This is a genomic window from Bradyrhizobium genosp. SA-4 str. CB756 (assembly GCF_000473125.1).
Classification (GTDB): Bacteria; Pseudomonadota; Alphaproteobacteria; order Rhizobiales; family Xanthobacteraceae; genus Bradyrhizobium; species Bradyrhizobium arachidis.
Window position 1 is genome coordinate 9,065,501 of record NZ_KI421499.1, and the last position, 11,887, is coordinate 9,077,387.

The 11,887-nt window shown below is 65.8% G+C and carries 13 protein-coding genes; 11 read left to right on the forward strand and 2 right to left on the reverse strand.

The genetic code is table 11. The features are described from left to right. Positions 1–4 precede the first annotated feature (4 nt). Both hydA and BRAGE_RS0143750 read right to left on the reverse strand, forming a co-directional pair. Positions 5–1,459, reverse strand: a complete 1,455-nt coding sequence (gene hydA / locus BRAGE_RS0143745; protein WP_027562947.1) for a dihydropyrimidinase — start codon at positions 1,457–1,459, stop codon at positions 5–7. A 109-nt stretch (positions 1,460–1,568) separates the two neighbouring features. Then, positions 1,569–2,177, reverse strand: a complete 609-nt coding sequence (locus BRAGE_RS0143750) for a TetR/AcrR family transcriptional regulator (protein ID WP_027562948.1) — start codon at positions 2,175–2,177, stop codon at positions 1,569–1,571. A 101-nt stretch (positions 2,178–2,278) separates the two neighbouring features. Between BRAGE_RS0143750 and BRAGE_RS0143755 the strand changes: the two genes are divergently transcribed. From BRAGE_RS0143755 to BRAGE_RS0143810, 11 genes are all read left to right on the forward strand, one after another. After that, positions 2,279–2,974 carry a PspA/IM30 family protein gene (locus BRAGE_RS0143755; RefSeq protein ID WP_027562949.1) on the forward strand — a complete coding sequence of 232 codons (696 nt, stop codon included), beginning with the start codon at positions 2,279–2,281 and terminating at the stop codon, positions 2,972–2,974. A gap of 54 nt (positions 2,975–3,028) precedes the next feature. Continuing rightward, on the forward strand, positions 3,029–3,304 hold the full coding sequence (locus BRAGE_RS0143760) for a YiaA/YiaB family inner membrane protein (RefSeq protein WP_027562950.1): 276 nt from the start codon (positions 3,029–3,031) through the stop codon (positions 3,302–3,304). A gap of 185 nt (positions 3,305–3,489) precedes the next feature. Continuing rightward, entirely contained in the window at positions 3,490–4,545 is a 1,056-nt protein-coding gene (locus BRAGE_RS0143765) for a hypothetical protein (RefSeq protein WP_051378335.1), read from the forward strand. After that, positions 4,542–5,417, forward strand: a complete 876-nt coding sequence (locus BRAGE_RS0143770; protein ID WP_027562952.1) for a HesA/MoeB/ThiF family protein — start codon at positions 4,542–4,544, stop codon at positions 5,415–5,417. Before BRAGE_RS0143765 ends, BRAGE_RS0143770 begins: the two co-directional genes overlap by 4 nt. Further along, a complete protein-coding gene (locus BRAGE_RS0143775) occupies positions 5,414–6,613 on the forward strand; it encodes a hypothetical protein (protein WP_027562953.1) in 1,200 nt (399 codons plus the stop codon). The genes BRAGE_RS0143770 and BRAGE_RS0143775 overlap by 4 nt, the downstream gene beginning before the upstream one ends. Continuing rightward, on the forward strand, positions 6,610–7,731 hold the full coding sequence (locus BRAGE_RS0143780) for a hypothetical protein (RefSeq protein ID WP_027562954.1): 1,122 nt from the start codon (positions 6,610–6,612) through the stop codon (positions 7,729–7,731). Before BRAGE_RS0143775 ends, BRAGE_RS0143780 begins: the two co-directional genes overlap by 4 nt. Continuing rightward, positions 7,728–8,723 carry a hypothetical protein gene (locus BRAGE_RS0143785; RefSeq protein ID WP_027562955.1) on the forward strand — a complete coding sequence of 332 codons (996 nt, stop codon included), beginning with the start codon at positions 7,728–7,730 and terminating at the stop codon, positions 8,721–8,723. The genes BRAGE_RS0143780 and BRAGE_RS0143785 overlap by 4 nt, the downstream gene beginning before the upstream one ends. A gap of 151 nt (positions 8,724–8,874) precedes the next feature. Continuing rightward, positions 8,875–9,939, forward strand: a complete 1,065-nt coding sequence (locus BRAGE_RS0143790; protein ID WP_027562956.1) for an amidohydrolase family protein — start codon at positions 8,875–8,877, stop codon at positions 9,937–9,939. Between the two features lie 14 nt (positions 9,940–9,953). Beyond that, entirely contained in the window at positions 9,954–11,066 is a 1,113-nt protein-coding gene (locus BRAGE_RS0143795; protein WP_027562957.1) for an amidohydrolase family protein, read from the forward strand. Positions 11,067–11,081: 15 nt separating this feature from the next. Next, entirely contained in the window at positions 11,082–11,495 is a 414-nt protein-coding gene (locus tag BRAGE_RS0143800; protein WP_027562958.1) for a Rieske (2Fe-2S) protein, read from the forward strand. A gap of 181 nt (positions 11,496–11,676) precedes the next feature. Continuing rightward, positions 11,677–11,883 carry a hypothetical protein gene (locus BRAGE_RS0143810; protein ID WP_027562959.1) on the forward strand — a complete coding sequence of 69 codons (207 nt, stop codon included), beginning with the start codon at positions 11,677–11,679 and terminating at the stop codon, positions 11,881–11,883. Positions 11,884–11,887 lie beyond the last annotated feature (4 nt).

Sequence of the window (11,887 nt, forward strand, 5' to 3'; positions counted from 1 at the left end):
GCAACTACGGCGTCACGGCTCCGCGTGCGACCGCGCGCGGAGCGGTCAATTCCTTCCATGTCGAATTCGCCACATGCACCGGCGAGAAGGCGGGCCGCTCCACATAGCGGCCATCGCCCGCCTCGGCGCGCAGATCGCCATCCTTCCAGACGATGCGGCCCCGCGACAGCGTCACCGCGGCACCGCCGGTGCAGGAAAAGCCCTCGAACACGTTGTAGTCGATCCGGCTCAGCTGCCGCTTCGCGCTGATGGTCTTGCTCGCCTTCGGATCCCACACCACGACATCGGCATCCGAGCCGACCGCGACCGCGCCCTTGCGCGGATAGATGTTGAGGATGCGGGCGATGTTGGCCGAGGTGACCGCGACGAACTCCTCCTTGGTCAGCCGTCCCGTGGCGACGCCCGCGGTCCAGAGCAGCCCCAGTCGGTCTTCGAGGCCGCCGGTGCCGTTCGGGATCTTCCTGAAATCGCCGAGCCCGAACCGCTTCTGCTCCGTGGTGAAGGCACAGTGGTCGGTCGCGACCACCTGGAGCGAGCCGGCCTGCAGGCCGGCCCAAAGACTTTCCTGGTGCGACTTGTCGCGGAACGGCGGCGACATCACGCGCTGCGCGGAATGATCCCAGTCCTTGTTCTGGTATTCATCGGCATCCAGCAGCAGATGCTGGATCAGCGGCTCGCCATAGACGCGCTTGCCCGCCGCGCGCGCCCGCGCGATCGCCTCATGCGCCTCACGGCAGCTGGTGTGCACGATATAGACTGGCGTGCCCGTCATATCAGCGATCATGATGGCGCGGTTGGTGGCTTCGCCCTCGACCTCCGGGGGCCGCGAATAGGCGTGGCCTTCGGGGCCGGTGACGCCGCGCGCGATCAGCGCATCCTGCATCAACGCGACCACGTCGCCGTTCTCCGCATGGACCACGGGCATGGCGCCGAGATGGGCGCAGCGCGCGAACGAGTTGTAGAGCTCGTCGTCGTTCACCATCAGCGCGCCCTTGTAGGCCATGAAATGCTTGAAGGTGTTGATCCCGTAGGTTTTGACCACGGTCTCCATCTCGTCATGGATCTGCTTCGACCAAGACGTCACCGCCATGTGGAAGCCGTAGTCGGTCACCGCCTTCTCGGATTTGTGCCGCCACTCCTGATAGGCCGCGAGCATCGACTGGCCGGGATCGGGCAGGCAGAAATCCACCACCATCGTGGTGCCGCCGGCGAGCGCCGCCTTCGTTCCCGATTCGAAATCGTCGGCGGTCACCGTGCCCATGAACGGCATCTCGAGATGGGTGTGCGGATCGATTCCGCCCGGCATGACGTAGGCGCCGCCGGCGTCGATGATTTCGGCGCCAGTGGGGGCCTCGAGCGACGTACCCATCGCCACGATCGTCTTGCCGTCGATCAGCACGTCCGCGCGGCGCGAATGATCGTGATTGACGACCGTGCCGCCGCGGATGAGGAGGGGCATGGGAGACTCCGGAGCGAGACAAGGGGACGTTCCGCCACGAAGGCTAAGGGCGGCGTGCGCGATGCGACAGGCGAAATTTTAGTCAGCCGGTCGTTTTGCCGCGCACTCTCTACGCCGCCCGCGCGATCATCCCGTCGATCATCGCACGCACGAGGCCCGCGATCTCCTTGCGCAGCGCCGGCAGGGGAACTGCGACCAGCTTCTGCTCCAGCCCCAGCGCCACCATGCCATGCACGGCCGAGAACAGGCTGCGTGCGGTGATGCCGAGCTCCTCGGGGCTGCGCTTTGGAAACAGGACGGCCAGCGGCTGGTAGATGTGGCGGAACAGCTGCATCTGGTCGTCGATCGACCAGTCGGGCACGGCCTTGTCGGCCTCCATGCGGTGCTCGAACAGCGCGCGCCAGAGTTCGAGATTCTCCGCGGCGAAATCGCAATAGGCAATCGCGATGCGAACCAACGTCTCCTGCGGCGATGGCTCGCCCGCGCTCTCCGCCGCGCTGAGTGCTTCGTCGAGGCGAAGCAGCGTGCGCGAGCCGACGCGCAGGATCAGCTCGTCCACATCGGCCACGAGATTGTAGACCGCGCCATTGGCGCAGCCGATCTCGCGGGCGAGATCGCGGGTTTTCAGGCCGGCCAACCCGCGGCTTGCGATCGTCCGTTCTGCCGCCAGGATCAGGTCGGCCCGAAGTTTCTCTCGACGTTCCAAGGCTTTAGACATTTGTTAACCAAAGTTGTGAGCGTTGCTCAAATTTATCTTGAGCGACGCTCAAGATGTGCTACAAAGCGCCTGTGAGCAACGCTCATAACAGGGAGCAGCCAATGTTCAAGACCGTAGTGACACTTTTCCGCGGCAGCGTGGCCGCCGCGGGCGAGGAGCTGGAGGACCGGACGGCCCTTCTGATCCTCGACCAGCAGATGCGCGATGCGGCCGCGGCCGTCGAGCGCAGCAAGCGGACGCTGGCGCTGGCGATCGCCCAGGACCAGCAGGAAGGCCGCAAGCTCGAGGCGACCGTCGCCCGTATCGCCGATCTCGAGACGCGCGCGGTTGCGGCGCTCGATGGCGGCCGCGAGGATCTCGCCAAGGAAGCGGCCGAAGCCATCGCAGGGCTCGAGGCCGACCGCGATGCGGCGATGACGGCCCGCGCACTGTTCGCGACCGAGATCGTTCGGCTGAAGCGGCATGTGGCGAATGCGCAGGCCCGCATCACCGAGCTCGACCGCGGCCGTCGCGTCGCCCGCGCTTCGGAAGCGGTGCGCTCGCTTCGCCGCAGCGGTATCGAGGCAGCACGCCCTTACGAATCCACGCTGCCGGAAGCGGAGAGCACCTTGCGGCGCCTGCGCGAGCGGCAGTTGGAAGCCCAGGCCGCGGACGATGCGCTGGTCGTGCTCGATGCGGCCACCGGTCCGCTCGCGACCGCCGAGAAACTCGCCGAGCAGGGCTTTGGCCCCCGGCTCAAGACGACCGCGGACGACGTGCTGGCGCGGTTGAAGTCCAAGCGCACCCCGACTGCCTGATCTCGAACCCGATCTCTCAAACCCCATCATCATTCGAACCAACAGGAGACCATCATGAACCAGAACGGCCAACCCCACAGCGGCGCCTGGGTGACCTTCACTTACGCGTCCTTCGCAGCCTCCGCCTTCCTCGTTGCGCTCGGCGTCTTCTTCCTGCCGATCGACCTCTGGATGAAGGGCTATCTCACCATGGGCATCGTGATGCTGATCCAGACCTGCGTCACCCTGACCAAGACCGTGCGCGACAATCACGAGAGCAGTCGGCTGATGAACCGTATCGAGGATGCCAAGGCCGAGCGTCTGCTGATGGAGGTCTCCAAGGCGGCTTGAGACAGCGGCTTGAACCCGGCAACGAGCAAGAGTGGCGGAGCAATGTGCTCCGCTGCTCCCGCGCCGCAAGGGAAATTGTCGGGTGCCTCTGAAGGTTTCATTTACCCTGGGGCGACAGCGCCAGGTTGAGCTTATCGCTCCTTAATACGTGCGAGCGCACAGATCGCCCGATCGAGGGCAGGCAGATGGCGTCTCTGGAAAACGGCGAATCGGCACCGCGCGCGAAGAAGGGTTTTGCGAAGCTCGGTGCAATAGCCGCCAGGTTGCGCGGACAGGCCGGCTTCTGGCTCGGCGCGCTGTCGCAGCCGACCATCGATCTCAGCTTGCGAACATCTCCGGGACTGCGCACACGGATCATCGAATCGCCGGGGCTGTCGCTGCCTCGCGCGGAGCTCGATACGCTCGTCGACCAGCTTCGCATCGTCGCGGCCAAGACGCTGCCGCAGGACAGCCTGACCTACGGCATCTTCTCAGGCGAGCCGGAGCGGCTGGCGCGCGCCATCGTCACGCTGATCTGCGAGGAGGAGAGCGGGCGCCCGATCGCCTTCAACGCGCTGTCGGTCATGAACGTCGCGCTCGACGGCCGGCCGGTCGAGGTCACCCATCTCGGGCTCGTGATGGTCGACCCTGACGTCCGCGGGCAGGGCCTGTCCTGGGTGCTCTACGGACTGACGGCTTTGGTGCTGTTTGCCCGCGATGGGCTCCGTCCGAAATGGATCTCGAACGTCACCCAGGTGCCGTCGGTGGTCGGCATGGTCAGCGATACTTTCTCGGATGTGTATCCGTCGCCGCTGCCCGGCGCGCACCAGAGCTTTGCGCATCTGCAGCTCGCCCGCGGCATTCTGGCCCGTCACCGCGCCGTGTTCGGCGTCGGCGAGGAAGCGGGTTTTGACGAGGCGCGCTCGATCATTACCAACGCCTATACCGGCGGTTCGGACGCGTTGAAGAAGACATTTGAGTCCGCGCCGAAGCACCGCAACACCATCTACAACGATTTCTGTGAGCGTGAGCTGGACTACGCGCGCGGTGACGACGTGCTCCAGCTCGGCCGCATCGATCTCGCCGGCGCGCGGCGCTACGTCCTGAGCGAGGTGCCGCATGGCTCGCTGCCGGCGCTGCTCGCAGCGTCGGCGATGCTCGCGCTGCAACGGCTGGTGCTGCCTTTGGTCTACTGGCTGGACGATACCCGCGCGTATGGCTCGCTGAGGCCGCGCCGTAGCGATGCAGAGGGCGGGCGATGAATTTCGACTATTATTCCTTCACCGGCCGCAATCTCGGCTTCATCGATGAGCGCGAGCAGCAATTGCTGCGGCAGGCGCGCGTGTTCGTCTGTGGCGTCGGCGGCATGGGCGGCGCGGCCTTCATGGCGCTCGCACGCGCCGGCGTCGGCAAGTTCGTGATCGCCGACATCGACCGGTTCGAGGTCTCGAACCTGAACCGCCAGGTGTTTGCCTTCGCCGACGAGGTCGGCCGCGAGAAGGCCGACGTCGCCGCGGAGGCGGCGAGGCGCATCAATCCGACCATCGAGATCGACGTGCTCGGCGAAAGCTGGACCAGCGAGCTCTCCGGCATCGCCGAGCGTTGTCCCGTGATCGTCAACGGCATGGACGACATCGCGGCCGGCGTGCACCTCTATCGAACGGCGCGGGATGCGGCGGCCACCGTGATCGACGCCTACATGTCGCCGCTGCCGTCGGTCATCGTGGTGCGCCCGGATGATCCGAGGCCCGAAGAGCGGCTGAATTATCCGACGCGGAACAAGGACTGGCGCGACATCAGCGAGGCCGATCGGCGCGCGGCGATGCTCGCCGAGATCGAGCACGTGATGCTGCATTCGTCCTCGCGCAACTATGTCGATCTCGAGATCGCGGGCGAGGTCGCCGCCGGGCGGCGCAGCCGGATGTCGTTCGCGCCCATGGTGATCTCGACCGGCATGTTGATGGCCTATGAGGCCATCGCGCTCATCATTGGCCGCAAGTCGGGCACCGATTGCCGCGGCTGGTTCCTCAATCCGCACCGGCCCGCGATCGAGAAGCCGCGCAATGCCATCGTGGCCGCGCTGATGCGCCCGCTGGTCCGCCGCGCCATCGCCGAACTTGCGGGTGGCAAATGAGCGCGGGGGCGATCGCCGATTCCATCGTCAATCTGTGCGGCGCCATCGGCCTTGCCGTGGCCATGATGACGTTCTACCGGCGCGATCCCCGCAGCCCGCTGACGCACCGGCTGCTGGTCGCACTCGGCGTGATTGCCTCGCTGTTCCTGATCCGCGGTGCAGCGTGGTGGACCGGCAGCGTCTTGCTCGATCGCCTGTCGGTGCTGCCGGCCGCGCTGATCCCGCTCGGCGCGCTGATCGTGACCGAAGGCATCTTGCGGCGGCATGCGCCGCGCGCGGTGAAGATCGCCGCGCTCGCCGGCGCCGTGGTGCTGGGGCTCGGCGGCGCGCTCGGCCTCGAGCAGTTCGCAAAACCCTACGCGATTGCGCTGGCGCTGTTGCAGCTCGTGGGCTTCGTGACCTGCGGCCTGCTGCTGGCGCGGCGCGACCGGACAGAGCTGATGGGTTCCGAAAACCGCAGCATCGGGCGGCTCGCCGTCGGCGCGCTGCTGGTGCTGCCCTTCATCCTCACCGATTTCCGCACGCTGTGGCCGGACATTCCGGTTCGGCTCGGCGCACTTGGCGCGCTGCTCACGGTCGCGGTCATGCTGATCGCTGGCGGCGGCGCGGAGACGCGGCGGCACGGGCTGACGCTGATGACGGTGCGGCTAGCGAGCTCGGCCCTGCTCGGCATTGCCGCCGCCTTCATGGCAGGGGACGTCGATGCGGCGCAGGTGATCCGGTTCTGCGCGGTCGCAGTGGCCGGCGTGCTCACCATCGGCATGATGACCGACGCGCTTCGAGCCCTGTTCGAATCGCAGGAGCCGGGCCTGCTTAACTCCATGGCCGGATCCCCCGCGCAGACGCGCGCCGAGCTGATTGCCGAGCTCGCGCGCCATCCGATCTTCGAGAGCGCGCGGCGCTTTCGCGCCGTCGACCTCGCCCCTTACGATCCGCCGCTGCTCCATGAGCTCCTGGTGACGTCGCGCGTGCTGCGCCGTTCCGAGGCGCCGTGGGGACTGGCGCTCACCCATCCTGCGGTCGAGCGCATGACGTCGCTGATGACGGCGCACAGCGCCACCCATGTGATTGCGCTGGGGCAGGATCCGATCGAGCTGATCGCGCTGGCGGTGCCCGTTACCTCGGCCGATCCCGCCACCGAAACGGCGCTCACCCTGGTGCAGCGGCTGCTCACCCTCACACCAGAGGCCGCATGACGCTGGAGATTCGCGAGGGCGACCGCAGGGCCGCATTCGATGCTGCGCTGAATGCCTATGGCGCGGACAGTCCCTACGTGCCGCCGCTGTGGAGCGATTTCGACCGGATGTTCGATCGCGCCAAGAATCCCTTCATCACCGAGGGACATGGCCGCTACGCGCTGTTCTCCGCGCATCGCGACGGGAGGCCAATGGGGCGGATCGCTGCTTCGATCCACGACGCCTCCAATCGCAAGCATGGCACGCGCGACGGCGCGTTCGGGTTCTTCGACTGCGTCGACGATGGCGAGGTCGCGGATGCGCTGCTGCATGCGGCGGAACGCTGGCTCACCGAGCGCGGCATGACGGCGATATCAGGCAATTTCAATCTCACGGCGATGCAACAGATCGGCGTGATGACAGATGGATTCGACAAGGCGCCCTTCACCGACATGATGTGGAGCGCGCCGCACATCGCCCGTCATCTCGCGCGCGCCGGCTACAAGGCGGTCTTCCCGATGACGACGTTCGAGATCGCGCTGGACCAGGGCCAGCCGGAGCAGCTGCTCGGCGACAAGCAGCGCGCGGTGCTCGCTGACACCGATTTCGTCTGGCAGCCGATCAAACGCTCCGCGTTCAAGGTGCGCCTCGAGGACGCCCGCCTGATCCTCAATGACGGCTTTGCCGAGAACCCCATGTTCGTGCCGCCGACAGCCGCCGAATATCTGTTCCAGGCCGGCGATATGATGTGGGTCATCGACAAACGGATCTCGACCGTGGTCTATCACCGCGGCCGCCCGGCCGGCGCCATCATCGCGATCCCCGATCTCAATCCGCTGGTGAAGTCGGTCGGGGGCCGGATCGGACTGTCGGCGCCGTTTCGTTTCCTGAAGCACCGCTTCAGCAACACCCGCGCCGTCCTGATCTACCAGTCGGTCTGCCGCGATTTGCATAATCGCGGGCTCAACGGCGCGATGCTCTATCGCACCGCGCTGGCGCTGCGCGAGGCCGGCTACCGCACGCTCGGCGGAACCTGGATCGCCGACGTCAACGGCGCCTCGTTGCGTCAGGCCGAGAAGGTCGGCGCCAGGCCGCTGCACCGGCTGCATCTGTTCACCAAGCCGTTGGCGGCGTCATGAGCCTCCTGACGCCGGATCTGTTGCGCGAGCTCGTCGCGGAGGCGCGGCTGGCGCCGAGCATTCACAACATTCAGCCGACGCGCTGGCAGATGCTCGCCGACGGCCGGCTGGCGCTGGTCGACGACACCACGGTGCGGGCACCCGTCGCCGATCCCACCGGCCACGATGTGCGCGTTTCGCACGGCGCGGCGCTGGAGGGGATGAGCCTCGCGCTCAATCGGCGTGGACTGTCGATTGCCGACGTTGCGATTGATGATCAGAAATCCACCTCACCCCATGCGGTGGTGTGCAGGCTAACGATCGGCAGCGGTGCTACCTCCGATCCGCTGGTGGACAACGCGCCACGGCGGATGTCTTGGCGCAGCACTTTCGCCGCATCGTCCCAGGACGAGGCATCGCTCGCACAGCTCACGGCCTCACGCGACGATCTCGTTTGCATCCGCGACCGCAAACAGGTCGCGGACATCGCGGCCTGGGCGGACGAGGCCGAACTGTCCTTCATTCGTGCGGCTGATTTCCGGCGCGAGTTGCTGACATGGATGCGGCTGTCGCCGAATGATCCCCTCTATCTGCAAAGCGGCCTCAATCGCGAGGCGCTTGCGATGAACGCGATCGAGGCGGTCGGCGCCCGCCTCGTGCTGGGTCCGCTGTTCCCGCTGCTCGACAGGCTCGGTCTCGCGGCGCCCCTGCTGTCCGACCATGCCAAGACGCAATCGGCGGCGGCCATGATGCTGTTCTGCCGCCCGCGTGGCGAGGATCCGCTTCTGAGCGGCCGCCATTTCTATCGGGCATGGCTGGAGATCGATCGCGCGGGCCTCAAAGCCTGTCCGATGTCGTCGCTGGCCGATCATCCCGCCTTCAATGACGGGCTGCGCGCGATGGCGCGGCTCGGTGACGAAGTGCGTCTCGTCAATGTGTTCCGCGTCGGCCGCCCCTCGGCATCGACATCGCCGCGACATTTCCGGTTGCCGGTCGATCAGCTGATCGTCTAGCGCCGTCGCGCCTCATATCGCGCCTGCGAGATGCAACCGAGCCATGACGGATCACGCGGGCGTGCGCTCTTGCGCGCCGAAGCGGGCAGGGGCACTCTGCGCATGCGGCGCACAAAGAACGCCGCCAATAAGACCTGCGCGAGGAAGCTCCATGGCGGCGACGCGGATCGACTGCGACATCCACCCGGCGGTTGGTGGCACACGCACGACGCTGCTTCCCTATCTCAGCGATCACTGGAAAGAGCAGGTGGTGAGCCGCGCCATCGACGGACTCGATCTCACCTCCTATCCGCCGAGCATGCCGTTTTCGGGCCGCGCCGACTGGCGGCTGGCCAATGGCGCCAAGCCCGGCTCCGATCTCGCGATGGTGCAGAAGGGCGCATTCGAGCAGCTCGGTGCCAGCCACGCCATCCTCAACGTGCTCTACGGTGCGCAGGCCGTGTTCGACGCCTATATGGCGGCCGACTTCTGCAAGGCGATCAACGACTGGATCGCCGCCGAATGGCTGTCGCGCGACCCGCGCCTGCGCGCTTCCATCGTGGTGCCGATGCAAGCGCCGGATCTCGCCATCGAGGAGATCGAGCGCCGCGCCGGCGACAACCGTTTCGTCTCCATCCTGGTGCTGGCGCAGGGCGAGACGCTGCTGGGACGGCGGCATTTCTGGCCGGTCTACCAGCTCGCCGAGAAGTACAAGCTGCCGCTCGCGATCCATGCCGGCACGCAATACCGGCAGGCGCCGAGCTCGGCCGGCTGGCCGTCGCACCGCTACGAATATTACTTCGTCGAGGCACAGGCGTTTCAGGCCCAGATCCTGAGCCTGATCTATGAGGGCGTGTTCGGCAAGTTCCCGAACCTCAAGGTCGTGCTGATGGAATCGGGCGTGAGCTGGCTGCCGGCCTTCATGTGGCGCGCCAACAAGACCTGGCGCGGCGTGCGTGTCGAGGTGCCGTGGGTCGAGCGCGAGCCGGCCGCGATCATCCGCGAGAATTTTCGCGTCACCATGCAGCCGTTCGATGCGCCCGGCGACGCCAGAAGTGTCGAGGAGATCATCGACCAGATCGGCTCCGAGAAGATGTTCCTGTTCGCGTCCGACTATCCGCACTGGCAGTTCGACGGCGACGATCCGATCCCGCCGAATCTGCCGAAGAGCATCATCGCAAAGATGTGTGTCGACAATCCGCTGGAGACGTTTCCGCGGCTGTCACTCGCCAACTAATTCAGGAGGATCGCATGAGTGAGGTCATCGACCGTCCGCTGCGTGACGACGAAAAGCCCACCGCGACGCGGCTGCGCATCGTTGATTGCGATGTGCATCCAAGCCTGCGCTCGACGGACGATCTCAACGAGTTCCTGCCGAAGCGCTGGCAGCAGCATTTGCGGGAATATGGCAGCCATCTGCGTACGCCGTATCTCTTTACCACGCCCTATCCGCGGTCCTCGCCGTTGATCGCGCGGCGCGACGCCTGGCCGCCGACCGGCGGGCCGCCCGGCTCCGATCTCGCCTTTATGCAGAAGCAGCATCTCGATCCGCTCGACGTCGAGTTCGGCATTTTGCAGGTGCTCGACCTCTTCATCTTCTCGCAGCAGAACCTCGAGTTCGGCGCCGCGATCCAGCGCGCCATCAATGACTGGCAGCTGGCGTTCTGGTCACATCGCGATCCGCGTCTGAAGGCCTCGATCCTGGTCGGGCAGGATGGCGTGGACCTTGCCATCGCCGAGATCGAGCGCTGTGCGAAGATCGGCGAATACATCCAGATCAACGTCTCGCCGCGCGCCAACGAGCCGCTCGGCCGCCGCCGCTACTGGCCGATCTACGAGCGCGCGCAGGCGCTCGACCTGCCGCTCGGCATCCATGTCGGCGGTTATGGTGGCCACGCGCCAACCGGCGGCGGCTGGCCGTCTTATTATGTCGAGGAGCACCAGTCGAACGCGCACACCATCGCGGCGCAGCTTGCGAGCCTCGTCATCGAGGGCGTGCCGGAGCGGTTTCCAAAACTGAAGATCGTCTTCATCGAGGGCGGCTTCGGCTGGATCCCGTCGGCGGTGTGGCGCATGGACCAGCACTTTGAGCGCTTCCGCAGCGAAGTGCCGCACCTCAGGCGCAAGCCGTCGGAATATGTCCGGGAGCATTTCTGGTTCACGACCCAGCCGATCGACGAGCCCGACGAGGCGCGACATCTGCGCGCGCTGATCGAATGGGTCGGCATCGACCGTCTGCTGTTCTCGTCGGACTATCCGCATTGGGACTTCGACGATCCGCGCTTCGCCTTCAAGACGCCGCTGACCGAGGCCGAGCGGAAGAAGATCTTCAGCAGCAATGCCCGCGCGGTCTACAAGTTCTGAAGGTTTTGAGAGGACATGGCTCGTCACATCGTCGCCACCACCTCGGAGATCCCGCCCGGCGCCAACAAGGTCGTCGATATCGCCGGGCGTGACATTGTCGTGTTCCATGTCAATGGCGAGTTCTTCGCGCTGCTGAACCGCTGCCCGCACGAGGGCGCGCCGCTGGAGAAAGCGGCCTGCGTGGCGCGGCTGACCTCGCCGGAGCCGGGCGTCTATGAGCGCTCGCGCGTCGGCGAGATGCTGCGCTGTCCCTGGCACGGCTGGGAATTCGACATGCGCAACGGCCAGTCCTGGTTCGACCCGAAACGCGTCAAGATCCGATCATATCCGGTCGCGGTGGAGCGCGGCGAGGAACTCCAGAAGGGCCCGTATGTCGCCGAGACGTTTCCGGTGCATGTCGAAGACAGTTATGTGATTGTCGAGGTCTGAAGTCACACACCGTCATTCCGGGGCGATGCGAAGCATCGAACCCGGAATCTCGAGATTCCGGGTCTGGTCCTCCGGACCATCCCGGAATGACACGTTGATGGGTCCGCGATCCTCATCACGCATTGAGATTCCAACGCAGGTGCGATATGGCTCTCGCGCTTTCCAGAGGCGGAGATGAGCTTTGTCGAAACAATCCCTGCGTGAGGAGGCCGAGCGCCTGATCCGCGAATCGATGGAAAAGAAGACCATCGTCGTCAAGCAGGGCACGACCCGCATCGAGGCCGTCTGCGGCAAGTGCGGCGCGCCGAACCGGGTCCAGGCGGAAAAAGGCCAGAGCCGCGTTAAGTTCGCCTGCAAGAATTGCGGGCACAAGCAAGAGACGCTGTAACGGT